The sequence below is a fragment of the Methylobacterium soli genome (assembly GCF_008806385.1).
GTDB lineage: Bacteria > Pseudomonadota > Alphaproteobacteria > Rhizobiales > Beijerinckiaceae > Methylobacterium > Methylobacterium soli.
On sequence record NZ_VZZK01000055.1, the window covers coordinates 1 to 22,801 of the forward strand.

The 22,801-nt window shown below is 64.9% G+C and carries 21 protein-coding genes and 1 pseudogene; 10 read left to right on the forward strand and 12 right to left on the reverse strand.

Annotation, left to right across the window (positions count from 1 at the left end):
• Window positions 1-488: 488 nt before the first annotated feature.
• The 3 genes from F6X53_RS29115 to dctA form a co-directional block, all read right to left on the reverse strand.
• On the reverse strand, window positions 489-887 hold the full coding sequence (locus tag F6X53_RS29115; protein ID WP_151004948.1) for a VOC family protein: 399 nt from the start codon (window positions 885-887) through the stop codon (window positions 489-491).
• A 386-nt stretch (window positions 888-1,273) separates the two neighbouring features.
• On the reverse strand, window positions 1,274-2,437 hold the full coding sequence (locus F6X53_RS29120) for a mandelate racemase/muconate lactonizing enzyme family protein (RefSeq protein WP_151004950.1): 1,164 nt from the start codon (window positions 2,435-2,437) through the stop codon (window positions 1,274-1,276).
• Window positions 2,438-2,493: 56 nt separating this feature from the next.
• Entirely contained in the window at window positions 2,494-3,825 is a 1,332-nt protein-coding gene (dctA, locus tag F6X53_RS29125) for a C4-dicarboxylate transporter DctA (RefSeq protein WP_151004952.1), read from the reverse strand.
• Between the two features lie 141 nt (window positions 3,826-3,966).
• Between dctA and F6X53_RS29130 the strand changes: the two genes are divergently transcribed.
• The 3 genes from F6X53_RS29130 (at window position 3,967) to F6X53_RS34135 (ending at window position 6,702) form a co-directional block, all read left to right on the forward strand.
• Window positions 3,967-4,887, forward strand: coding sequence for a LysR family transcriptional regulator (locus F6X53_RS29130; RefSeq protein WP_151004954.1), 921 nt, complete (start codon window positions 3,967-3,969; stop codon window positions 4,885-4,887).
• Window positions 4,888-6,172: 1,285 nt separating this feature from the next.
• Entirely contained in the window at window positions 6,173-6,331 is a 159-nt protein-coding gene (locus F6X53_RS32750) for a hypothetical protein (RefSeq protein WP_191971047.1), read from the forward strand.
• 143 nt (window positions 6,332-6,474) lie between these two features.
• Complete coding sequence (locus F6X53_RS34135) at window positions 6,475-6,702, forward strand: transposase (RefSeq protein ID WP_151004978.1); 228 nt, start codon at window positions 6,475-6,477, stop codon at window positions 6,700-6,702.
• Here F6X53_RS34135 and F6X53_RS29145 read toward each other — a convergent pair.
• Both F6X53_RS29145 and F6X53_RS29150 read right to left on the reverse strand, forming a co-directional pair.
• A complete protein-coding gene (locus F6X53_RS29145; protein WP_191971048.1) occupies window positions 6,656-7,111 on the reverse strand; it encodes a hypothetical protein in 456 nt (151 codons plus the stop codon). The two genes, F6X53_RS34135 and F6X53_RS29145, sit on opposite strands and share 47 nt — an antisense overlap.
• Window positions 7,112-7,166: 55 nt before the next feature.
• The gene (locus F6X53_RS29150; RefSeq protein ID WP_238295983.1) at window positions 7,167-8,105 is read right to left on the reverse strand and encodes an alpha/beta fold hydrolase; all 939 of its coding nucleotides are present in this window, start codon (window positions 8,103-8,105) and stop codon (window positions 7,167-7,169) included.
• Window positions 8,106-8,483: 378 nt separating this feature from the next.
• On the opposite strand from F6X53_RS29150, the gene F6X53_RS29155 reads away from it, so the two are divergent.
• The gene (locus tag F6X53_RS29155) at window positions 8,484-9,029 is read left to right on the forward strand and encodes a hypothetical protein (RefSeq protein WP_151004956.1); all 546 of its coding nucleotides are present in this window, start codon (window positions 8,484-8,486) and stop codon (window positions 9,027-9,029) included.
• A 58-nt stretch (window positions 9,030-9,087) separates the two neighbouring features.
• Window positions 9,088-10,554: an FAD-dependent oxidoreductase gene (locus F6X53_RS29160; protein WP_151004958.1), complete on the forward strand. Its 1,467-nt coding sequence runs from the start codon at window positions 9,088-9,090 to the stop codon at window positions 10,552-10,554.
• 96 nt (window positions 10,555-10,650) lie between these two features.
• Here the strand turns inward: F6X53_RS29160 and F6X53_RS33785 are convergent, their stop codons facing one another.
• Window positions 10,651-10,782: a hypothetical protein gene (locus tag F6X53_RS33785; RefSeq protein ID WP_280526079.1), complete on the reverse strand. Its 132-nt coding sequence runs from the start codon at window positions 10,780-10,782 to the stop codon at window positions 10,651-10,653.
• Between the two features lie 129 nt (window positions 10,783-10,911).
• On the opposite strand from F6X53_RS33785, the pseudogene F6X53_RS29165 reads away from it, so the two are divergent.
• A pseudogene (locus F6X53_RS29165) lies at window positions 10,912-11,815 on the forward strand (pseudouridine-5'-phosphate glycosidase).
• Window positions 11,816-11,837: 22 nt separating this feature from the next.
• Here the strand turns inward: F6X53_RS29165 and F6X53_RS29170 are convergent.
• On the reverse strand, window positions 11,838-11,987 hold the full coding sequence (locus F6X53_RS29170; RefSeq protein ID WP_151004960.1) for a DUF1127 domain-containing protein: 150 nt from the start codon (window positions 11,985-11,987) through the stop codon (window positions 11,838-11,840).
• Window positions 11,988-12,673: 686 nt separating this feature from the next.
• Here F6X53_RS29170 and F6X53_RS29175 point away from each other — a divergent pair.
• Window positions 12,674-14,245, forward strand: a complete 1,572-nt coding sequence (locus F6X53_RS29175; RefSeq protein ID WP_151004962.1) for an amidase family protein — start codon at window positions 12,674-12,676, stop codon at window positions 14,243-14,245.
• Between the two features lie 443 nt (window positions 14,246-14,688).
• Here F6X53_RS29175 and F6X53_RS29180 read toward each other — a convergent pair whose 3' ends face one another.
• The 4 genes from F6X53_RS29180 to F6X53_RS29195 all read right to left on the reverse strand — a co-directional run bounded on the left by F6X53_RS29180 (window position 14,689) and on the right by F6X53_RS29195 (window position 18,439).
• The gene (locus tag F6X53_RS29180; RefSeq protein ID WP_151004964.1) at window positions 14,689-15,162 is read right to left on the reverse strand and encodes a cupin domain-containing protein; all 474 of its coding nucleotides are present in this window, start codon (window positions 15,160-15,162) and stop codon (window positions 14,689-14,691) included.
• On the reverse strand, window positions 15,159-16,130 hold the full coding sequence (locus F6X53_RS29185; protein WP_151004966.1) for an alpha/beta hydrolase family protein: 972 nt from the start codon (window positions 16,128-16,130) through the stop codon (window positions 15,159-15,161). The genes F6X53_RS29180 and F6X53_RS29185 overlap by 4 nt, the downstream gene beginning before the upstream one ends.
• Window positions 16,130-17,326: an MFS transporter gene (locus F6X53_RS29190; RefSeq protein ID WP_151004968.1), complete on the reverse strand. Its 1,197-nt coding sequence runs from the start codon at window positions 17,324-17,326 to the stop codon at window positions 16,130-16,132. Before F6X53_RS29190 ends, F6X53_RS29185 begins: the two co-directional genes overlap by 1 nt.
• Window positions 17,327-17,500: 174 nt before the next feature.
• Window positions 17,501-18,439: a LysR substrate-binding domain-containing protein gene (locus F6X53_RS29195; protein ID WP_151004970.1), complete on the reverse strand. Its 939-nt coding sequence runs from the start codon at window positions 18,437-18,439 to the stop codon at window positions 17,501-17,503.
• A 226-nt stretch (window positions 18,440-18,665) separates the two neighbouring features.
• Between F6X53_RS29195 and F6X53_RS29200 the strand changes: the two genes are divergently transcribed.
• Both F6X53_RS29200 and F6X53_RS29205 read left to right on the forward strand, forming a co-directional pair.
• Entirely contained in the window at window positions 18,666-19,109 is a 444-nt protein-coding gene (locus F6X53_RS29200; protein ID WP_151004972.1) for a hypothetical protein, read from the forward strand.
• 27 nt (window positions 19,110-19,136) lie between these two features.
• Window positions 19,137-19,553: a DUF3618 domain-containing protein gene (locus F6X53_RS29205; protein ID WP_151004974.1), complete on the forward strand. Its 417-nt coding sequence runs from the start codon at window positions 19,137-19,139 to the stop codon at window positions 19,551-19,553.
• Between the two features lie 196 nt (window positions 19,554-19,749).
• Here F6X53_RS29205 and F6X53_RS29210 read toward each other — a convergent pair whose 3' ends face one another.
• On the reverse strand, window positions 19,750-21,741 hold the full coding sequence (locus F6X53_RS29210) for a transglycosylase domain-containing protein (protein WP_238295981.1): 1,992 nt from the start codon (window positions 21,739-21,741) through the stop codon (window positions 19,750-19,752).
• Between the two features lie 447 nt (window positions 21,742-22,188).
• Here F6X53_RS29210 and F6X53_RS29215 point away from each other — a divergent pair, with 447 nt between their 5' ends.
• A complete protein-coding gene (locus tag F6X53_RS29215; RefSeq protein WP_151004976.1) occupies window positions 22,189-22,530 on the forward strand; it encodes a hypothetical protein in 342 nt (113 codons plus the stop codon).
• Window positions 22,531-22,801: the final 271 nt, after the last annotated feature.

The following is a 22,801-nucleotide window of genomic DNA, read 5'->3' on the forward strand; positions in this document are numbered from 1 at the left end:
GCCTAGGCGTCCACCTAGGCCCTCACGGTTGCGCCCGGTGTCCGGTCAAATTGGGGGCCACTCCAGCATGCAGGTGGAGCACAGCCTTCTATCGTCTTGCGCCAGATCGCAAGCCGGTAAGCCGGGCTTCAGCAACAACCGCTTTGGAGATGCCGTTTGAGTCGCCTGAATGGCCGAAATGGGCGCGAAGCAGCCGACCAAAGGTGGCCGTTTGCGGCCCGCCCGCTTCAGCGATCAGATCGCGGGTCAGCAGACATTCGGCGCGGCTCAGGTGGAGGCCTCAGATTGACCCCTTCCGGACCTTTACGGCGCGCGAGAGTTGCGTCAGGTCACGAGCGTTTTTCGGACATTTGATTTCCCGGCAGGGTTTTCAGACATGTGCGGCCTGCCTCAGGCTCGACACCCGCGCCCCAACAGACCTGTCGGATTTTCCGTCGTTTTGCCGACACAGCGTTCTGCGCCGTTGGAACCGGACCGTTGGGCAAGCCCTATCGGAACCCGAGCCGTACATCCGAGCGCTGCAGAAGTTCGATGCGGACGGCATCCGGTCCGTCGATGAAGATCACGCGAAGGCCAGGGCGTACGTCCGTGATCCCCGACACAATCGTGACGTTCCGCCGGCGCAGCTCGACCATGGTGGCCTCGATATCGTCGACGGCGAGGCCGATATGCTCGATGCCCAGATGTGGCGGTTCAACTGATGGCCCAATCGCCTCAGCGGCCTGCTCGATGAACAGGGTCAAGCCGCCAAGGTCGACCGTCACCCGGCTGACGACGGGGGATCCATCGCGACGGATCTCACGGGCGCCCAACGTCTCGACGTAGAAATTCGCGGCTGCGACGGCATCCTTGCTGCGCAGGTGAACATGATCGCAGCGATAGTTCATTCCTGAGGTCTCCGTGATCCGATCGCTGCATGTGCGTCGCCAGCGTAGGGTCGAACGCAAACCGGAGCCAGCACGCTCGGCCAAGTCTCGCCGCTCCAACTCCATACAAGCCCTGAGAGCTGTCTCATTGCGCTCGGTGCTCGAGATACCTGCTCTGATCTTGATGACCGACGTGCTCATGAACTCGTCGGTCAAAGCAGCGAGAACAGCTCGCTCCAGGCTCTCCAGTGGACGCATGTCTGGCTGATCTGAAGGAAATGCAGAAGCCCTGACCAAAATCCCGAGCGCAGCTGCAGAGCAGGAGCTCGTCCCAGTGCTTGCGAGGCTGATCCAGCGGCTGAGGCCGAGCGGCAATCGCGGACGCCGCTCGACCCCAGGCAGTTCGCCTACTCGGCCAGTTCGCGCATCACCTTGATCAGGTCCGACTTGCCCTCGAAGCCGATGCCCGGCAGCTCGGGCATGACGATATGGCCGTTCTCGACCTTCACGCCGTCCGGGAAGCCGCCGTAGGGCTGAAACAGGTCCGGGTAGCTCTCGTTGCCGCCCAAGCCCAGTCCGGCCGCGATGTTGAGCGACATCTGGTGCCCACCATGCGGGATGCAGCGGGAGGGCGACCAGCCGAACTGATGCAGCACGTCGAGGGTGCGCAGGTACTCCACGAGGCCGTAGGAGAGCGCGCAATCGAACTGCAGGTAGTCGCGGTCCGGGCGCATCCCGCCGTAGCGCAGGAGGTTGCGTGCGTCCTGGTGAGAAAACAGGTTCTCGCCGGTGGCCATCGGGCCCGGGTAGAACTCAGAGATCGCCGCCTGGAGGGCGTAGTCGAGAGGATCGCCGATCTCCTCGTACCAGAACAGCGGGTACTCCCGCAGCATCTTGGCGTAAGCGATGCCCTGCTCAAGGTTGAACCGGCCGTTCACGTCCACCGCGAGCTGCGCCTGAGAGCCAATTTCCTTCAGCACCTCCTCGATGCGGCGCTGATCCTCATCGATCGATGCGCCGCCGATCTTCATCTTCACGACGTTGTAGCCGCGGTCGAGGTAGCCACGCATCTCGGCGCGCAGCGCGCTGTAGTCCTTGCCCGGGTAGTAGTAGCCGCCGGCCGCGTAGACGAAGACCCGGGGGTTGGCCTCGACACCCTTCTGCTCAGCCAACATCCGGAATAGCGGCTTGGCGGCGATCTTCGCGGTGGCATCCCAGATTGCCATGTCGAGGGTGCCCACCGCCACTGAGCGCTCGCCATGACCGCCGGGCTTCTCGTTCGTCATCATTGCGTCCCACAGCTTGTGTGGGTCGAGGTTGTCGCCGGCCTCGTTGAGGACGCTCTTCGGATCAGCCTCCAGGATGCGGTTCTTGAACCGCTCGCGGATGAGGCCACCCTGGCCGTAGCGGCCGTTCGAGTTGAAGCCGTAGCCAACCACGCGGCGACCGTCGCGCTCGACATCCGTGACAACGGCCACGAGGCTGGCGGTCATTTTCGAGAAGTCGATGTAGGCGTTGCGGATGGGCGATGAGATCGGCTTGGTGATCTCGCAGACGTCGACGATACGCATGGGTGCTCTCCTTGATTTTGAGCAGGCTGGAAGGGGTGTTGGGGGTGGATCGTAGCCTACGGCGCGACTGCCGCGGGACGGCGCAGGGCGTGCCCGGCTTCCGTCTCGGGGATGACGTCCTCGGCCGCGACAGCCGCCCGGTTGCGGTAGACTTCTTCGGCCTTGGTGCGGTCGAAGGCGCCTTCCCACTTGGCGACAGCGATGGTGGCGACGGCGTTGCCGATCAGGTTGGTGACTGCTCGCGCCTCATTCATGAAGCGGTCGACACCGAGCAACAGCACAAGGCCAGCAACCGGAACGGTGTGGATGCTCGACAGCGTGGCGGCGAGTGTGACGAACCCGGCGCCTGCCACCCCAGCCGATCCCTTCGAGGTCAGGAGCAGCACGCCGAGCACGACGAGTTGGTCGCCAATTCCGAGCGGCGTGTTGGTGGCCTGGGCGACGAAGATCGCCGCCATGGTCAGGTAGATGCAGGTACCGTCTGCGTTGAAGGTGTAGCCAGTCGGCAAGACCAGACCGACCACGGATTTCTCACAACCGAGCCGCTCCAGCTTGGCCATCATGCGTGGCATGACGGCTTCGGTCGAGCAGGTGCCGAAGGTGATGAGGATCTCATCTTTGAAGTAACTGAGGACCTTGGTCAGAGAGAACCCGGTCCAGGTGCAGACCGCATCGAGAACGACCACCACGAAGAGGGCCGAGGTGATGTAGACGCCGAGCATCAGGTAGGCGAGTGACCAGACTGTGCTGAATCCGTACTTGCTGATGGTGAAGGCAATGCCGGCCCCGGCGCCGATCGGAGCGAGCCGCATCACCATCGCGACGATGCGGAACAGCGCGTCGAGTAGGCTGTCGATGACGACCACCACCGGCTTGCCACGCTCGCCGGCCTGGACGAGGGCAACGCCCAGCAGGACCGAGATCAGGATGATCTGCAGCATGGCGCCCTTGGCGAAGGCGTCCACCATCGTCGTGGGGATGATGTCCATCAGGAAGCCGACGAAGCCGGGCTGCGCCTCTGCCCGCTTCGCATAGCCCGCGATGGCACTCCCATCGACCTGCGAGGCGTCGATGTTCATGCCGGCGCCGGGCTGCATGATGTTGACGACGACCAAGCCGATGACGAGCGCGATGGTCGAGAGCACCTCGAAGTAGATCAGGGCGCGGACGCCGATGCAGCCGACCTCCTTCAAGTTGCCCATCTTGGCCACGCCGACGACGATCGTACCGAAGATGACCGGCGCAAGCAGCATCTTGATCAGCTTGATGAAGCCGTCTGCCAATGGCTGCAGCGTGATGCCAACATCGGGCAGAAAATACCCGATCAATCCGCCAAGTATGATGGCAATGAAAACCTGGACATACAGCCGGCTTAGCCAGTCCTTCATGGCAGCGTTCCTCAAGTTATTGGCGCTCCGGGCGTCGGAACGGAGGGCTCCTCATGCGGGAGCTTGAATACTGACTACTTCTGGACACACCGGATTGGCTAATGCCATGATCGGTTCGCGCTATGCGCGAACGGCATCGGCATGGATCTCGACTGGCTCAAGGACTTCCTGGCGCTGGCGGAGCTGAAGAGCTTCTCGCGGGCGGCAGACATGCGGAACGTGACGCAGCCAGCCTTCAGCCGGCGCATCCGTGCCCTTGAGGATTGGGTCGGCACTCCGCTTTTCGTACGGGGCGCGCAGGGTGCGTGCCTGACGCCCGCCGGCAACCACTTTCAACCACTGGCGGCTGACATGATACGCGGCCTGGATAGGGCGCGGCGCGATACTCGGGCGGTGGGAGAGAAGGATACGATCGCGCTGTCCATCGCAGCGACGCACGCACTCTCGTTCACGTTCTTTCCCGGTTGGATCCGCCGCCACATGCGCTTCGAGGCGCTTGGCACCCTCAACCTGATCTCCGATAGCATGGAAGCCTGTGAGCAGATCATGCTCGGTGGCGAGGTGCATTTCCTACTCTGCCACTACCACGCAGAGGCGCCGACACGTTTCGAGCCTAACCGCTTCCAGAGCGTGCAGGTCGGCGACGATGTCCTGGTCCCGGTCTGCGCGCCGGACGCCGACGGTCGACCAGCATGGCCTCTCCCAGGTGCGCCAGAACAGCCGACCCGGCTTCTCGCCTACAGCCAAGCCTCGGGGCTTGGTCGCATCCTGACCGCTCATCAAGCCGTCAGGACCGAAGCCGTGCATTCGAAAACCGGCTTTACCTCACACCTCGCCGCCACGCTGATGACAATGGCGCGGGAAGGGCACGGTGTCGCTTGGCTACCCCGGACACTGGCGGAAGAAGATCTGTCGCGTGGTCGCCTCGTGCGCGCAGGTCCGGAGCAGTTCGATATCCCGATCGAAATCAGGCTTTTCAGATCGCCCGACTGTCGTAATCACGCGGCCGACGAGCTGTGGTCCCACCTCAGCGACATCAGAGCAGGCGGTCCGCCGCCTTGACTGCGCGCAGACGTGCAGAAACTGACGATTTCCGAGAGCGTGGGTAGGCCATGACGATCCTGAGATACCCAGGCTGAAGCACGACGGTGTTCCATAAAGCCCAATCCGCGCAAAACCGCTGTGCACAAATCAGCGTGGGAGTTCGCAGGAATATACCGAACCTGCATCGGCCAAACCGAAGCAGCAGGAACGCTTCGGTGTGCCGCCGCTTTGCTCCTAGCACCACCGAAAGAGAGCGAAGAAATGAGCCATGTCGACACGCCACAGCCCAGCAGCGATCCCAAGCCGATAGGTGACCCGCCGTCCAAGCCTCTAGAGCCCGAAGGTGATACCCCTTCTATCCCGGAGGAGGACGATCCAGAGATCGAGGAGACCGAGGAGCAGCCGAGCTAAGCCGCAACCCATCAGCCCGACCACGGGTTGGTGCCGCACGGGGCTGCTCATTAGCGAGACGGTACTCTCATGATGGAGACTGACGCCACCTTCATTGCTCGTCTCAAGACTCAGGCCCACCCGCCCACGCGGGATGATGTCCAGCGCCTCCGAGACCTCCTTCTCAGAGTGGACTGGGATCAACTCTCATGCTGGGCAGTGGGTCAGGACCGATCCGGGCTGCACTAGCTGTGCGCCCCGCCAGCCCCGAGGCGATCTGAGGCAAAGAAAAGCCCTACCGGGATCGGTAGGGCTGAAGGGAGGACCATGCCCAGCCTCGGGGGGGATCTAAGGCCGTGCCTAGGTTCAACCACTTAGCATTCCGGCCGTTCCCTCGGGCCGCCATGCCCCGCCTCCCACGCCCCCGTGTTCTGCACGGATAGTTCGCTCCGCGTGCAAGGCGCAGCATCGTCGGGCACCTTGGGCGCGACCAAGGCGGCAGTCACCGGCTGCGCGCGTTTCCCCATGCGGCGTGTCGCGGTCGGTGACCCTGACCCGACCTACGTCTCAACCATCTCTGCCTGCATCTCACCGAGGTGGGCTGTAATCCTGCAGGTGACGTCCGGATCTGGGCATTGCACCCAGACGGCAGCCGGAAGCGTAGTCCCAGGTAGACGACGCAGGACGCTTTCCGCTGCCAAAGCGGCCTCCCCTCGGTTGACGCTGCCAAGAAACGGCGTCCCTTAGGAGTGGCGATCATGACGACGATGCTGGCCATGGCTCGTCATCCGCTGGGGCCATTTGGTCTTCACTCTCTGGTTCAACCCGTCGCGTTGACGCTCCATCCATTTCCTCGTCACCTCGCTGGATGTCGCGCGAACGGCTGTCTGAGATGCAGGGATCACACCGAGCCGTGCTCGTCGGTTTCCAGCATGCGGCCTACGCACGCTGGGATCTGCCGGGCGCCTGCAACGACAATCAACGACAAGCACCCGCAGGATTGCGGATAGCCGTCGCAGCGTTGATCGGCTTTCTTGAGGTCATCACTCTCCTCACCCAGCCAGGTGTCTGAACGCGTTCGCTCTATCGCCTGGCTTCATGATCTCACCGCATGGCTTTGACCGCGTCCGCCACCCGCGTCGGCTGTCGTGAGCCATTGTCTGGTGTTGACCTGATCTCGTGAAGCCCTTCAGGCTTTCTCACGAGGTGCCTACTATGCCCCGCACACGTCCGCCCTCTCCTGCCGAGTTCCGTCGGCAGATCGTCGAACTGGTCCGCGCCGGATGCGACCCCACAGACCTTGCCCGTGAGTTTGAGCCTTCGGCCCAGGCCATCCGGAGTTGGGTTGCTCAGGCGGATCGAACCGAGGATCGCCGTGAGGCAAAGGCCGAGACCCTCACGACCGCCGAGCGTGAGGAGCCGCGCATCCGTCTTGGGCGCTGACCAGACGCCCCTGCAGTTCCGCGGCGAGCGTCTCCAGCGCGATCGGAGGTAGGGCGGATCGGGGGGCGCCCGTGTCGTGCTCGGCAATGCGCGCCTCGCAGGCGCCGACCCGGGACAGAGCCCGGTTCCAGCGCGCTTCGAGTTCGCCGGTCACTAGGCGATTCTCGGGGTCGGCGTCGTACTGGCGGAAGACGCGGTCGGCCGTATAGCGCGCCGCCTCCAGGTCGCGCACCATCGCCTCGCGTGCCTCGTCGCGTCGCATGCTCGCCTGCGCCTCGGCCGCCCATGCCGCCTCGATGGCGCCGGGTTGCACCAAAGACAGGAGGGCCGGCTCGACGACGTCATCGACGCGCAGGCCGCCGAAGGCGATGCAGTGCCGCCGCCCGCTTCCACGCGACGTGACCCTCATGCGTGCCGGGCTTCAGCCGAGCAAGGCGAGCGGATCTATGCCGCTTAATCCGGACTCATGGCTCGCTACCGCAATTGCTCGGCGCGGGCGCTCCATCGAAGCGGTCTCCGATCCAGTCGATCGCGGCCGTTGCCGCATCGCGAGCGATGAAGGCATGCCCGACGCCCGGAACGAGGTCGAACTCGACACGACTGCCAGCCCGGCAAAGCTTCGCCCGATAGTCGAGGGTCACCCGCGGCAGCACGAGGTTGTCCGCGCTGCCCTGCGCCAGGAAGACAGGGATCGAGGGCGGCAACGTGCCTGGCGTGTTGCGTGCCAGGAGCGAGCGCCACGGCTCGCGGTCGGCCAAGTTGTTGACCGAGAGGAAGCTGCGGTCGAGGGCCTTCGACGGGCCACGGCGCTCCAGCACGTCGAAGATCGTCTCGATGCACGCGTTGGCCAGCTCGTTGATGACCGGTAGGGCGGCTGGCGTGACCACCTTGGTCATCGGCGCCCCGTACACGCGCGACCACGACCACAGCGTCATGGCGGTCAGGTTCTTGCCACCCGAGGTGTCGAGATCCGCCATCATCAGCGTGGCGAGCTCGGTGGCGGGAGCCGCCGCCGCGACACCCAGAAGTCTCAGGTCCGGAGCGTAGCTGCGAGCGAGTAGGCCGGTGAACAGGGCGGCCTGCCCACCTTGCGAGTGGCCCCAGACGGCGAACGCGTTCGAGGCACCGCCTCGACCGGCGAGTTGCTGCGCAGCCCGCACCGAGTCGAGCACCGCTCGCCCCTCGCTGACGCCGACGAGGTAGGGGTGCACACCCGGTGTGCCGAGGCCGGGATAGTCGGTCGCGGCGACGATGTAGCCGCGCTCCAGCATCTCCTGCAGGCCCTGGATGGAGCGAAAGAGCACGCGGGCCAGCGAGGGCGCGCACTGGTCCACGACGCCAGTGGTCGGATGTGCCCAGGCCACGATCGGCCGACCGCCAGGCGGGACAGTGCCAGCGGGCACGATGATCGCGCCGGAGACGGCGATCGGCTCTCCCTTCAGGCCTGTCGAGCGATAGAGGACGCGGTAGGCTGCCGCTCCACTCGGCGCCCCTGCGAGCGGCTGGTAATCGAGCAGGGTTCCGGGTGCTGCCCCGGCTCTGCCTGGGCGGCTTGCCCCAAGGTGCGGCCGAGCCTGCCCCTCTGGACTGCCCGCAATGGCAAGAAGGGCCGCGCACAGAAAGAGGCTGCCGAAGCGGCGATAAAGATCTCCGTAGGATTGCGCTCGCACAAGGGCTCGGCCGATGGTCACCTTCACGGCACTCCTCCCCCACTGATTCCTCGGTCGTTCGATCTGCGATACTGTCAAGTCTGAGCGAGCCAAATCAAGGGACGATGCGCGATGAACCTATTCGCCAGTTTTGCGCCCTTCCTCGTCTTTGCGGTCCTCATTCACCTCGGGTTCGTGGAGGGTGGCTTGTGGGCAGGTGCCCTGACAGCCGGTGTACTGCTCCTGCGGGACAGGTTGCTGCTCGGACGCTCGCTCAAGATCCTCGAGGTCGGCACAATGGCGCTGTTTGCCGGGCTGGCTCTCTACACGGCGGCAACAACCTATCTCTGGACCATTCCGACGGTTCGCCTGATCGTGGATGCTGGCTTGCTCGCCATCGTGCTGTCCTCGCTTGCTGTCGGACAGCCCTTCACGCTGCAGTACGCACGTGAGAGCGCGCCGGCGGAGGTGTGGTCGGAGCCCGCTTTCCTCGCCGTCAATCGCAGGATCACCCTGGCCTGGGCGGCCGCTTTCGTCGTGCTGGTCGTGGCTGACGCGGCCATGGTGTTCCTGCCCGAGATCCCACGGCGGCTCGACATCATCGCCACCGTGCTGGCGCTCGTCGGCGCCTACAAGTTCACGGTCCACGCGAGCGAGCAACAGAGCAAAGCCGTGTAGGCGGAGCGTCGATAACTGCCATCCCGCACAGGTCGTCGGCAGCAGGGGAGGAGCTCACGTGACGGACGTTCTCATCGTCGGCGCAGGGCCTGTCGGCCTGACCATGGCGGCCGAACTCGCACGCTACGGCGTCGCTGTGCGCCTGATCGACCGCTCCCCGCACCCGACAGAGACCTCCAAGGCACTTGTCGTCTGGTCGCGCACCCTCGAACTCATGGATCGCATGGGCTGCACTGAGGCGTTTCTCGCAGCCGGTCTTCAGGCGCGCGGCGCCTCGATCCGCAGCGGCGGCACCGTTCTGGGCAGCCCCCGCTTCGAGGACATCGCCAGCCCCTACAACTTCGCCTTGATGATCCCGCAGCGGGACACCGAGCGGCTCCTCGCTGCCCAGCTGCACGCCTTGGGCGTCGAGGTTGAGCGCGAGGTGGAGCTGGCGAGCTTCGCGGGGTCGGACGGGCATGTCGAGGCGCGCCTGCGGCATCCGGATGGGCTCGAAGAGGTGATTCTGACGCCCTGGCTCATCGGCTGCGACGGCGCCCACAGCACGGTGCGGCACGGGCTCGGCGTCGCGTTCCGTGGCTCGGCGCAGGGGGACGACTGGCTGCTCGCCGACGTGCGTCTCGAAGGCCCCGGCACACCGCCGCCGGACGAGATCGCCACCTACCTGCACCGCGACGGACCCTTCGTGGTCTTCCCGATTCCCGGTGGTCGCGCCCGCGTCGTCGCGACACGCGGCCCGACCGATCTGGCACATCCGCGGCCGGACCCGACGCTCGACGACGTGCAGGCTCTGGTCGGTCAGCGGGCCAGCGGCTTTCGCGTGTCCGATCCGGTCTGGCTGACGAACTTCCGCATCAACGAGCGCAAGGTCGACGCCTACCGGCACGGGCGCGTGTTCCTCGCCGGCGACGCGGCCCACATCCACAGCCCCGCCGGTGGCCAGGGCATGAACACCGGCATGCAGGACGCGATCAATCTCGCCTGGAAGCTGGCGCTGGTGGTCCGCGGCGAGGCTGCCGCGGTACTGCTCGACAGCTACAGCCCGGAGCGTTCGGCCGTCGGCGACATGGTGCTGCGCAACGCCGAGCGCCTGACCGACATGGCGACCCTGTCCCACCCGGCGGCGCAGACAGCGCGAAACCTCGCGCTGCGCTTTCTGCTCGGCCTCCACGCGGTGCGGGACCGGATGGCGACACAGATGAGCGAGATCGAGATCGCCTATGCCGGCAGCCCTCTCTCGATCGGGCCCGGCGCCGGGGCACGGTGGGACCCCGAGCACGACGCCGGATCGCCACCGGGCGCGGGCGGCGCCCCCCGTTTCCTGCTCTACGCGGCAGACGCGGAGCGCGGCTCCGCCCTGGCCGCGCGTTTCCCCACCCTGCTGGACCCGACCCCGCGCACGCCGCCGGACGCCTCGGCCCTCTTCGTCGTGCGGCCCGACGGCTATGTCGGCCTGTCGGCAATCGGGAGCGCGTGGGACGAGGCGGACCGCTATCTTCAGTCCATCGCGAAAGCCGATGGTTGATGTGTGGGAGGGCCACGCTTCAGGGAAGCCTTTGCGTCCCTCTGCATACGTCTACCGCCGATGGGCGACCGCTGCGTCGCGATCACCGCAACCGCTTCACTGGAGGAGGGGATACATGAGAAACAGGTAGGCGACCTCGCGGACGGTCACGATGCGCCCTGCTCCGCCGCAGCCGAGCGTGCGGTAGGTCACGGCATCGAGGATGATGTGGGGTCCTGTGTAGGTCACGACTGCTGCCCAGTGGAGGTTGCGCGTCCATCTCGGACCTGCGGACATTACCTTGGGAGAAGTTACCTCATTCGGGCAGTCTCCACGGAGCTACCACTATGGCCCACCCGCTCATCGATCTTGCGCCGGATGTGCGCGGCCCTGGACTCCCGCGTTCCCGTCGTGGCGCTCGAATCCACGATCATCACCCACGGCATGCCCTATCCGCAGGACGTCGCGACCGCGGGTGACGTGGAGGCCGTGGTGCGCGAGAACGGGGCGGTGCCAGCCACCATCGCGGTCATCGACGGCCGCATCCGCGTCGGCCTGCCCGATGAGGTCCTGGACTGGCTCGGCGCGGCGACAGACATCCTGAAGCTGAGCCGGGCCGATCTGCCATACGCTGTCGCAGACAAGCGGCACGGCGCCACCACGGTCGCTGCGACCATGATCTGCGCGCACTTGGCCGGCATCCGCGTCTTTGCCACGGCGGCATTGGGGGGCCATCGCGGCGTGGAGACAACGCTCGACATTTCGGCAGACCTCGACGCGCACGCCTGTGGCTGTCGTCTGCGCCGGTGCCAAGGCGATCCTCGATCTACCCCGCACCCTCGAGTACCTGGAGACTCGCGGCGTCCCCGTCGTGAACTACGGCACCGATCGCCTCTCCGCCTTCTGGTGCCGCGACAGCGGGCTGCCGTCGCCGTTACGCTTCGACACGCCAGAAGCGGTCGCCGAGTTGGTGAGGACTAAGGAGGCGCTGTGCTTGGGCGGCGGCGTCCTCGTCGCGAACCCGGTGCCGCAGGCCAACGAGATCCCCGCCGCGGAGATCGGCGTGCTGATCGAGGCCGTCCTGGCGCAGGCTGACGCGGCCGGTGTCTCGGGCAAGGCCGTGACGCCCTCCCTGCTCGCCCGCATCCTCGCGCTGACAGGCGGACGCAGCCTGCTCACCAACATCGCTCTCGTGAAGAACAACGCGGCGCTTGCCGCCCGTGTCGCTGTGGCACTGCGGGTTACATCGACCGGAATGCGTCCGGGTCACGCTGTGGCATGACCGACTGAGCCTCGGGCGCTCCTCATTTCCAGAGGCGGACGCAGTGCTCGACCAACTCATAGCGGCACAGGCCGATATCTTCGAGCAGGCGGTCATCCAGCGCCGCGAGCTCCTGATAGGCTCTGCGCCGTTCGCGCCAGAGGTGAACGGCACGGGTGATTGAGGCCAGCATGGGGTGATCTCCGGACCAAAGGCCGCAGAGATGCGCCCGGCGGGCTAGCGGATCTGTGAGGCTGGTCACGCTGGCGCTCACCGGCGTCGTGAGCGACGCCGGCCCAATCCTGTGGAGCGCTGTCCGCAGCGGCCGGGATCCCCGCTCTGCCGCCCTCTGCCTTCTGCCTGCACAGCAGCAACCTGGATGAAGGAATCGTTCTGCCAAGCGTTCTGACCGAAAGCATCTCCACACGAGGATGGGACAAATCGTGTGAGGCTCGGGCTGCTGTTACCCGCTTCTGCGTATAGGTGCGGGCATCGCTCGGAACCTTGAGCTAAGCTGTTGAAGATATTGGTGAGCGCGCTGGGACTCGAACCCAGGACCTACAGATTAAAAGAAAGTGCTTCGCGCGATTTTCTCCTGCAATTACAATGATGTCGGGTGCCAAACTTCGAGCCTTGATCGCGAAAGAACGTGTAGGAAGGAGGCGGGGTTTGGCAACCGCATGCGGGCCTGCCTCACGCCACTTGCCCACCCTCCCCTGCCTCGCTCTCGTGGCATTGAGCGCGTGGCTGATCAGGAGCGTGGGCATTGTTCGCCTGTAGTGTCAGTCAGCACGGGTCGGTCTGCGGACGCAGCTGTTCCACAGGGCTGGCGTAGCCTATGCCTTTGGCAGGCATCGTTTGCGTCTGTCGGCAGGATCCATGTTCAAGCACACAATCGAGCTCAGCACTGCGGCCCTGATTCTCGCCCATGCCCTCCCTGCTCGAGCGCAGACCCCGTTCACCGTCGAAGAGGCGACGATTGCCGACCTCCACGACGCGCTGGCGGCTGGGCAGATCACCTGCCGCGGGTTCGTGCAGGCCTACCTTGACCGGATCGCTGCCTACGATCAGGCCGGCCCCAAGCTCGCTGCCATTCGCGAGGTGAACCAGAAGGCCCTCACCCAGGCTGACGAGTTCGACAAGAACCGTGGTCGCCTCGCCTCCGAGCCGCTCGCCTGCGTGCCGCTGGTGCCGAAGGATAACTACAACACCGCCGAGCTGCCCACGACCGGTGGCTCGGCCTCTCTCGCCGGTGCACAGCCGGCGAAGGACGCCTCCGCTGTAGCCAAGCTGCGCAAGGCCGGCGCCATCATCCTGGCCAAGGCCAACATGCAGGAGTTCGCGCTCGGCGGCGTTTCAGTCAGCTCGCTCGGTGGTCAGGTGCGCAACCCCTATGACCTGACCCGGACCCCGGGCGGTTCGAGCGGCGGCACTGGTGTTGCGGTCGCGGCGAACCTCGCGCTCGCAGGGATGGGCAGCGACACCGTCAATTCGATCCGGTCTCCTGCTTCGGCCAACAACCTCGTGGGCCTGCGCGCAACCCAAGGGCTGATCAGCCTGAATGGCATCATGCCGGTCTCGAAAACGCAGGATGCAATCGGCCCGATCACCCGCACAGTCGCGGATGCCGCGGCGCTCCTGCAGGCGGTGGCGGGCCCTGACCTGAACGATCCACTCACCTCCCCCTCAGCCGGCAAGGTGCCGGAGAGCTATTCGGCCTTCCTCAAGCCGGAGGCGCTCAAAGGTGCGCGCCTCGGTGTCGTCAAGGCGCTGTTTGGCACGAAGCCCGAGCACGCGGAGGTGAACCGCGTGATGCAGCAGGCGATGGACGCTCTTGAGAAGGCTGGAGCTACCCTGGTCACGATTGAGGATCCGGAGTTCGAGGCCGACAAGCTGAACGCAGAGGACGACGTCCAGACTTACGAGTTCAAGGCGCTCTTCAACCAATACCTCGCCGCGATCCCGAATGCGCCGCAGAAGGACCTCGCAGGCATCATCGGCTCAGGGCAGTTCCACAAGGCGGCGCTCGAGAAGTTCCTGACTGGAGCCGAAGCGCGCCAGGACGGGATGGCCGACCCCGAGTACAAGGCGCGGCTGGAGCGGATCGCCGCCTTCAAGGTGCGTGTTGCCTCGGTGCTCGACAGCGAGCACCTCGATGCTCTGATCTATCCGCTGCAGAAGCGGCTTGTAGTGCCGATCGGAGAGTTGAACCAGGCCGACCGTAACGGGATCGTAGCCGGTCTGACTGGCTACCCGGCGATCGACGTACCAGCTGGCTTCTCGGCTCCGAGTGAGACAGCGCCGCTCGGTGTGCCGATTGGCATGGATCTGCTCGGGCGCCCCTGGAGCGAGGGCAAGCTTCTTGGGTTTGCCTATGCCTTCGAGCAAGCGACGAAGGTGCGGCAGCCGCCGGCCAGCACACCGCCCCTGACTGCATCCTCATCGCGGTGAAACCAACCGGGTTAACCGAGTGCTGAATGGTTAGGTTCTACGACAATCGTTGTGCCCTGACGTGAGCCGCACCATGCAGCCGCACGATGCAGCTGCGGCAGCAGGTCCGCCAATCGGCCGCTTCGGCGCCAACCTCTATCCGCCCCCTGTCCTCACCGGCTCCGTTGGTGCAGGCAATGTGGAGGCGCTTGTCTTTTGGCGAGCATGCCGAAGGCACGATGTCCACATTTCTGAGGTGCCCTCCGGCCTGGGGTGCAGCTGTCACTGCCCTAGGTGCAGCACGCATCTAGTGGCTCGGAAAGGCGATCGGAAGGAGCATCACTTTGGGCGCTATCGGCCGTCATTTCAGTCCGGTCCCGAGACACCCCCCGCACAGGTTCGAAGGAGGTGCTGGGACAACGCCTTGAGCTCGCAGCAATGCGGATCATCGTCAGCCACCAGCGCTAGTAAGGCGTCCCATCCTTCCTGGCGAAACGCCAGATTCCGTCCACGTCCATCAAGGCCTGGAGGTCGTCTTGCGGGTAGCTCGCCGCGTCTCCCCGGCTGCGGTCCCCAATCTCCAGAATCACGCAGTCGAGATCGGTGTGGTTCTCCAGATGGTGGGCCGTGCCGTTTGCAGGGAAGCCAGCCACCATGCCTGGCTCCAGCCGCGTCTCGCCGGCATCCGTGAGCAGCGTCGGCTCGCCTTCGAGCACGTAGATGAGCTCGTCCTGACGAGAGTGGCGGTGATGGAGAGCCGACACCGCGCCCGGACGAAGCCGCGTGAGGTTCACCCCGAAGTTCGTGAGGCCGAAGAGGTCTCCCAGCGGCTGCTTGATCCGTCCCTCCATTCGCGAGGCGTAGGGCTCGGGATAGTTGCTCGACTTGATCCGGACAGGAGCATCGGCGGCATGGATGGCGGGGGCTTTGGCGGTCATCGCGAAAACTTCGTGTTGCAGCGGCACGGAGGAGTGGCATGGACGACCGCTTCCGGCCAGGGATTTCTGCCGTCGCGCAGCCAGTCCAACGCGGCCGTCCAGAACGTGCCGCTCCGACGGGCATGGAACCCGCCAAAGTGGCCGATCGCCGTCGCACCCAGCGCTGCCGGCGTCAGTTGGACCTGCGTCCGCGGACTGGAGATGTAGTAGCCGAGCCCCCGACGGATCGCCGACGGCGTACCGAACTCGTCGTCCGTCGTTCCGATGGCGAGGATCGGAGCTTTGACGGCCGCGAAGCTGGCGAGGATCGCCGCGCGCTCGCGCGGCGGGTAGCTCAACTCCATGCGGGCACGACGGAAACTCCATTCATACGCCACACCGGCCGGGAGATCCTCAAGCCAGCCGAGCCGCCGACCCGGGAAGTAGCCCGCGAGAGCCGTCACGGCCGGCATCGCGAGATGCCACTTCGCCGCCATGCGGAGCCGGCTGCCGGCGGCGTAGTCGGGCCAGTAAGCAAACTGGGCGCCGACGGTGAGGAAGCGGCCCACGAGGTCGGCTGCCTCCGCGAAGCCGGGAAGGAAGCCGCCGATGCTGTGCCCTACGACGGCCAGTGACCCGCGCTGGCGTCCGTGAGCCCATCTGACAGCAGCGTCGAAGTCCAGCTCGCCCCAGTCCCGCCAGCGGATGCCGCACCCATTCAGGGCGGCCGGGCGAGAGGCACCAATCCCTCGGTAGTCGTAGGTCAGGACGTCGAACCCGTGTCCGCTAAGGAACCGTGCGTAGGCGTGATAGTAGCGCGCGAGGACCCCGGTTGCCGGATTGACGACCACCATGCCCAGGATCTGCTCCCGGCGCGGATCGGCGCGCCAGAGGTGGCCGTGAAGCACGTAGCTGTCCCGGCACCGGATCGCTACTGCTTCGGCAAGGACGCCTTCGACGTCGCGGGGAGCGTCGACCACCGGCGTCATCACGCCCGCACCAGCATGGGCAGAGTGGCGGAGACTGGCCGGTCGTCGATCGGGAAGTGGAGCAGGGCAGCGATCAGGCCCGCGAGTGCTGTGGCGGCCCAGACCGGACCGTAGGAGCCGGTCGCATTTAGAACGACGCCGCCGAGCCACGCACCGAGGAACGATCCGATTTGGTGGCTCAGAAAGACGATGCCGAAGAGAGTGCCGAGATGGCGGATTCCGAAGACCTTCGCAACGAGACCGCTCGTCAGCGGCACTGTGCCGAGCCACGTCAAGCCCATGGTGGCAGCGAAGAGCACGACGACGAGTTCGGACTTCGGGGCAAGGGCGAAAGCGCCAATCACGACACCCCGGATCAGGTATAGCCATCCGAGGACGTGCTGCTGCCGGAAGCGGCCGCCGAGCCAGCCGCAGCCCCAGCTTCCGGCCATGTTGAAGAGACCGATCAGGGCGAGCGCCGTCGCGCTCAGGCCCGCAGGCATGTGGCAGAGGGCGAGGTAGCCTGGCAGGTGCGTCGCGATGAAGGCGAGCTGGAAGCCGCAGGTGAAAAAGCCGAGCGTGAGAAGCTGGTAGCCAGGGTTCCGGCAGGCCTGCACGAGCACGTCGGACAGGCTGCCGTCTGTGGCTTCGACGTCAGCAGCTGATCGTCGGCCACCGCGGTTAAGCCAGAGGCCGAGGGGTGCGACCGCGAGGATGATGCCGGCGAGTGCGAGCAGAGCCGCCGTCATGCCTGCGGCCGAAGTGATCGACTCTGCGAGGGGCACGAGCAGGACCTGCCCCAGCGAGCCGCCGGCGCTGGCCAATCCCAATGCCGAGCTGCGGCCCTCCGGAGAGGCTGCCCGGCCGACCGCCGTCAACACAACTCCGAAGCTCGTGCAGCTGATGCCGATGCCGACCATCAGCCCCATTCCCAGCAGGAGCATCGGGCCCGACGGCGCAAGAGCAGCGAGCGCAAGGCCGCCGGCGAAGGCAAGAGCACCGAAGGCGACGACCGGGGCGACACCGTAGCGGTCCGCCGCCGCCCCCGCGAAGGGCTGAGCCAAACCCCAGACGAGGTTGTGGAGAGCGATCGCGAGCGCGACCGTCGCCACCGGGATCCCGTGTTCGAACGAGAACGGCCCGAGGAACAGACCGAAGGTCTGCCGGATCCCCATCGCGCCGCTCAGGACCAGAGCCGCGGCCGCCACGACAAGCATCGCGCTTCGCCTGCGTCTCGACGACATCCACCTGCTCGAGATCTCTGCCATCGGACTTCTCCTCAGGCGCGAAGGTCGCAAACGGGCGCAGGTGCGGCAAACGAGAAAATCTCCGCCACCGATGAGCGGCATTCACGAGGAGGAGGGCATCTCATCGCGAAGATCGGGCCGAGGTTAGTCGACGGAGGTATGCACGGCTGATGATGCCCACTCAGCTTGGTCTGACGCGAAGGCTTCGGCCTTCGTCAGCACCCAGTCCTTGAAACTGCGGAGATCTTGGTCGTGCTCGGTCGTGTCTGAGCTGACCAGCCAATAGGTCGTCGCGGCTGGGATGGCCTGCCCGACTTTGACAAGTGTACCGTCCCGAAGTTCGCGGTCCATGAGCGACGTTCGCCCCAGGGTAACGCCCAGGCCCGCGGCCGCCGCCTCGAGCGAAAGCTGGATCGTATCGAAGTGCATGGTTCCGTTCGGGGGAACCTCGGCTGCTCCCGCGGCGTCGAACCAAGCCTGCCAGTCCTCGCTGAGGGAAGTGACGTGAAGCGTCGTGGCGCGTGCCAGATCGATGCCGCCATCCGTATTGGCGACGACTTCGCGATAGGTCGGGCTGCAGACCGGAACCAGCCATTCCCCGAACAAACGCGTCCAGTGCTCCGTCGAGACCGGGATACGACTCATGCGAATGGCGAAGTCGAAGCCGTCGACGGGAAAGCCGACCTGCCGGTGCGAGGTGTCCATCGTGATGGCGATTCTCGGATGTCTGGACCGGAACTCATGGATCCGCGGCAGAAGCCACCGCGAGGCGACGGTCGGCGCACAGCTGATCGCGATGGTTCTGCCGGAATGCGGCGTCGGCAGTCGCCTCGTTCCGACGATGATGAGCGACAAGGCCTCGGACACATAGGTGAGGTAGTCTGCCCCTTCGCGTGTCAGCGAGAGCTTGCCCGCATCCCGCAGGAACAGTTTGACGCCCAGAGCCTTCTCCAGCCCAGCGATCCCATGGCCGACGGCGCTCGGCGTCACGTTCAGTTCGGTCGCCGCCCGGGCGAAACTCAGATGGCGGCCTGCCGCATCGAAGAGCCTGAGCGTTGAGAGCGGTGGGGTACGAGTTCGCATACCTCCTCCGGGGTGGCGTGAGACGGACTAAGCGTAGCAGGTGTTCGATTTCTGAAACTAGCCTTGAAGTCTTCCGGTGCGCCCGAGACCTCGGTGATGCGGACCGCCCTCAATGCTGACAAGGGCCACTCGAACCGAATGCGAAGAGGCGCGTGAGGCGGAACCCTGTTTACTGCCTGCCGTTTCTGTCGAGCTACGCTCACGCTTACGGGAAGGAGATCCTCCAATGCTCAATGACCCTCAGGGCTCGGCGGAAGGATCCGTGCAGGGCGAGCGCACCTCGGACGAGGGCTTCGCCGGAGCGGCTCGCGAGCAGGTGCAGGTCTACGTCACAAAGCGAAAGCAGGACGTAGCCAGGGCCGTCTCCGATGTCGCGGAAAGTATCCGCAAGAGCGGTGCTGGCTTCAGCGGCGCGCCGCAGATCAAGGCCTTCTTCGACAGCGCGGCCGAAGGTGTCGAGGAGCTGTCGGCGGACATCAACCGCCACACGGTCAGCGAGCTCTACGACGAGGTTGAGGCTGCTGTCCGGCGGCGCCCAGTGGTGGCGCTCGGCGCCGCGGCCCTGGCCGGGTTTGCTCTCTTCCGCTTCCTCAAGTCCTCCGAGATCAGGCCGATCCCGCGCTCGCACGCGATGGTCCCCGTCGACGTCTTTCCGACGCCCGAGATCTGACAAGCAGCCGCAGGAGCACATCTGAGCATGACCAAGTCGGCGGACGAGCTTGAGCGCGAGGTGGAGGCGACGCGTGAGAGGCTGGAGGGCACCCTCACCAACCTTCAAGCGCGTCTCACGCCTGCCAGCCTGTCGGAGAACCTGGTCGGCATCCGAGATCCTAGCACAGCGGTGAACCTGACGGCCGAGCGGCTGCTCGGCACGGTGCGTGCGAACCCGGTCCCCGTTCTCTTGATCTGCGCCGGGCTTGGCTACCTCGTCTACGATGTCGTGATGCGAGCGGGCGAGCAGCGCCGGCTTCGCGTCGTTGCCGCCGCAGCCCAGCCGCGTCGCGATGGCGAGCTGGCCGGCAACGATCAGGAGCGGCTGCGGGATAAGCTCGACGAGGCGCTGGAGGAGACCTTCCCCGGCAGCGACCCGGTGTCGGTGAAGATCACCAAATAAGCGCAATCGAACTCTGGACGGGGCCGGAAACTGAATCGCGCGTTCCCGGGTCACGGGCGCTGCCGACGGCCTGCTGTTTGATCACGCCGAGATAGGTACCGCGGCCCCTTGAAAACACTCTCCAGCAATTCTGATTGAACGGGAGGCCGAGCCGCTGATCAGGCGCGCTGCTCCCCTGAAAACCGAGAACTCGGACTCACCAAAGTTCATACAACCCGTCCTCCTCGCTCGACCACGGCCCAGGACCTTTCATGGGTAGGAAGGGCAGATGCGGATCGGGATGAACCACATCACGTCGGGCTGTTCGTCGAGATAAGCTCGCGTGTATCGAGGGGCGCTCAGGTCCTCTCCCCAGCTTTGGGCGGTTTGAACGAGCCACTCCGGCTGTGGCAGGCTGGCTCAGCCCTTTGTTCCGCTCCTGAGCAGCACGGTAATCCATCATCGCGTTCGCGCTGATTGAGACGCGCCGAAAGTAATCTGCCGGCGCTCCTTTCCCGGCCAACGAACCGCCCTCAGCATCCCGCCGCTTGCCCATCCAGATGCCGAGCACACGGCCCTCACTCCAGCCGAGAAACCACGCATCCGCGTATCCCGTCGAGGTGCCGGTCTTGCCGTAAGACGCCCAGCGACCCAGCGCAGCATGCTGTCCAGTCCCGGTCCGGACGACTTCTCGCAGCACCTGACGTGTCGGCTCGATACACCGCTGCGGGATGATCCGCGTCTTGATTGGCTCCAAGAAGCTCGCCCGCACCTGCCCGCGGCCATCCACAACAGCCAGAACACCGGTCGGTGCTACGCGATAGCCCCCGTTCGCGACGCTGGCGTAAGCCGCCGTCATGCTCATTACGTTGGTGGAGAATGAACCCAGGACGAACCCCGCATCGGGATCGAGCCCAGGCTCAATTCCAAGACGACGGCTCACCTCGGCCACGCGTTTGACCCCAAGCTCCTGGGTCAGCCGAACGGCCGCGGCATTCCGAGAGGACGCGAACGCTTCCTGAAGCGTGGTCTCACCCTTGTAGCCGAGGTGACCATTCGACGGCCAACTCGCCGTGATGGGGAGGTCAATCACCCGGCTCTGTGGACCCCGTCCCGCCTCGCAGGCGGCGACCAGGAGCGGCAGCTTCGCGGTCGAGCCCGGCTGTACATTCGTCTTTACGGCGGCATTGAACTGTCGTCGTGACCAGTCCACTCCGCCGATCATCGCGCGCACGCGACCATCGCCGGTCATCATCACGGCTCCGGCCTCGTAGGCAAGCGGGACCGCTCCCTCGTTGAGCAGCTCGGTCAGATGCTTCTCAGCCAAGCGCTGGAACCGAGGCTCGAGCGTCACGAAGACCCGAACCGTCTCGCCCTCTTTGACGAAGCGGGGCGCCCAGGTCTGGACCACCCACTCGGTGAATGGCTGCGCCTGGATCTTGAACTCCGGCAACAGTCCGGGACGAATGCCGATCTGCTCGGCTCGAATCCGCTCCGCCTTGCTGATGCATCCCTGCTGAACCATGAGGTCGAGGACAATACGAGCACGCTCGTTGGCCCGCTCTCTCGTGGTTTCCTTGAGCGGGTTGAAGCGAGCCGGGGCCTGCACCATGCCGGCCAGCAGAGCCGCCTCGTAGAGGTTGAGGTCCTTGGGTTCCTTGCGGAAGTAGTGCCGGCTCGCCCGGTAAAGGCCAACGATCTCGCGTCCGCCGAACTCGATCTGGTTGAGGTAGGCTGCGAGCAGCTCCTGCTTACCGACGGCGCCATCGAAGGTACCCGCGTGCCAGACCTCTGAGCCCTTCCGCTCGATCTTGCTCAAGAGATCTCGGCCTTGCAGGTCATGGAACACGAGGTTCTTGAGGAGCTGCATGGGAATGGTGCTGCCGCCCCGGCTGAGGCCGCCACGGAACACTGCGGCGAGTGCGATCAGGTCGACACCGCCATGGTCCATGTAGCGTCTGTCCTCGACGGCGATGATGGCCTTCTTCATTGCCTCGGGGATCTCGTGCGGCTTGAGCACGACCGGACAGCGGCAATACGCGTCCCAACCGGATGTCGTTCGGGTCACCATCACCTGCGATGAGGCGACCAGGAGACGAAGCTGTGCCGGCTTGAGGTCCCAAAAGGATGGGGCTTCAGCAGCGTTGACGCGGGTTGAGGGAGCGAGAGCGGCTGAGCAAAGAAGCACGAGGCCGACGGCGCGCCGCATGTGCCACCTCCCTGGCCCATCCGTCCGGCGGGACGCGGCCATGGTTGAAGCAATTGTGACTGGCGTTAACGTTTGACAAGGGAGTCGTGACGCGCGCTCAGGCAGCGCTGACTAATCCAAGGTTATTAGCGTGCCGATGTGGTGGGCTCAATAACGCTCACTCAGCCTGGATCAACGCTGCTCGCGTGAGACTGGCGTGCTTGAGTCTTATGCCTCTGGGCTCGGCACGAGGAGTGGCGGGCAGTCACCAGCGCGGTGAGAAGGCCGGCTAGAGCTTCATGGGCGTTCCCGCCTTCACGGGCCGCAGTCTCAATGTAAGCTGTTTCAAGAATTTATCAAGTATATAGCCTCCATACCATACTTTAGCATCTCGGTAAATTAGCACTAATTACTCATTATGGGGCGCGCGTGACTCTGGTACACGGATTATCATGCCAGGAGATCGTTATGACCAGAATCAACCGGCCGTATGGCGATAATCCCGAAGACGCGTCAGCGATGCCGCACGTCATGAGAATCGGGGTACTCAGCCACTGCCTTCCAGATCAGAACGTGGATGGTGAGATGGACGACCTTCTCAAGCCCGAGATCGTGAAGTGGTTGAAGATCAACTGCGCTGGTCGCTGGCGATTTATGTTTCGGTACGGGAATCCGGTAGTGGTGCCGGATAAAGATGGAGCTGAGACCACAGAAGCTGGCCTGGACTACTTCCTACGCTTCGCCAACGAGGAAGATGCTATTCACTGGAAGCGGCGCTGGTACAACATTTCGCCCGAAACTAATGCTTAGCTCGAGGTTCTCGAGCCACGACCTGCGACGCTGAGATCGCCAAGCTCTTGAAAGATGCTATTGCGGCCCGCGGCCGCGGCGACGTGAAGGAGGCGGTTCGCATCCTGCGAGTCGTAATCGCTAGGATTGAGAGGCATGCTTCCGAGAAGCGGCAGTGATGGCCTGCTTAGCAGGTTAGATGCTGTCTACTATGCCGGAGGTATACCATGGTGTCGACGAGCTTCACGTCGCCCATCTTCTGGCCGCCGCGCAGATACTGCGCGTGGGGCGA

Coding starts and splice junctions, on each gene's coding strand:
- dctA (WP_151004952.1), bottom strand. CDS start 3,825: ATGAAGGACTGGCTAAGCCGGCTGTATGTCCAGGTTTTCATTGCCATC.
- F6X53_RS29195 (WP_151004970.1), bottom strand. CDS start 18,439: ATGCGAACTCGTACCCCACCGCTCTCAACGCTCAGGCTCTTCGATGCG.
- F6X53_RS29210 (WP_238295981.1), bottom strand. CDS start 21,741: ATGCGGCGCGCCGTCGGCCTCGTGCTTCTTTGCTCAGCCGCTCTCGCT.
- F6X53_RS29145 (WP_191971048.1), bottom strand. CDS start 7,111: ATGAGGGTCACGTCGCGTGGAAGCGGGCGGCGGCACTGCATCGCCTTC.
- F6X53_RS29185 (WP_151004966.1), bottom strand. CDS start 16,130: ATGACGCCGGTGGTCGACGCTCCCCGCGACGTCGAAGGCGTCCTTGCC.
- F6X53_RS29130 (WP_151004954.1), top strand. CDS start 3,967: ATGGATCTCGACTGGCTCAAGGACTTCCTGGCGCTGGCGGAGCTGAAG.
- F6X53_RS29215 (WP_151004976.1), top strand. CDS start 22,189: ATGACCAGAATCAACCGGCCGTATGGCGATAATCCCGAAGACGCGTCA.
- F6X53_RS29120 (WP_151004950.1), bottom strand. CDS start 2,437: ATGCGTATCGTCGACGTCTGCGAGATCACCAAGCCGATCTCATCGCCC.
- F6X53_RS29115 (WP_151004948.1), bottom strand. CDS start 887: ATGAACTATCGCTGCGATCATGTTCACCTGCGCAGCAAGGATGCCGTC.
- F6X53_RS29180 (WP_151004964.1), bottom strand. CDS start 15,162: ATGACCGCCAAAGCCCCCGCCATCCATGCCGCCGATGCTCCTGTCCGG.
- F6X53_RS29170 (WP_151004960.1), bottom strand. CDS start 11,987: ATGCTGGCCTCAATCACCCGTGCCGTTCACCTCTGGCGCGAACGGCGC.
- F6X53_RS29175 (WP_151004962.1), top strand. CDS start 12,674: ATGTTCAAGCACACAATCGAGCTCAGCACTGCGGCCCTGATTCTCGCC.
- F6X53_RS29200 (WP_151004972.1), top strand. CDS start 18,666: ATGCTCAATGACCCTCAGGGCTCGGCGGAAGGATCCGTGCAGGGCGAG.
- F6X53_RS34135 (WP_151004978.1), top strand. CDS start 6,475: ATGCCCCGCACACGTCCGCCCTCTCCTGCCGAGTTCCGTCGGCAGATC.
- F6X53_RS29155 (WP_151004956.1), top strand. CDS start 8,484: ATGAACCTATTCGCCAGTTTTGCGCCCTTCCTCGTCTTTGCGGTCCTC.
- F6X53_RS29190 (WP_151004968.1), bottom strand. CDS start 17,326: ATGCTTGTCGTGGCGGCCGCGGCTCTGGTCCTGAGCGGCGCGATGGGG.
- F6X53_RS29205 (WP_151004974.1), top strand. CDS start 19,137: ATGACCAAGTCGGCGGACGAGCTTGAGCGCGAGGTGGAGGCGACGCGT.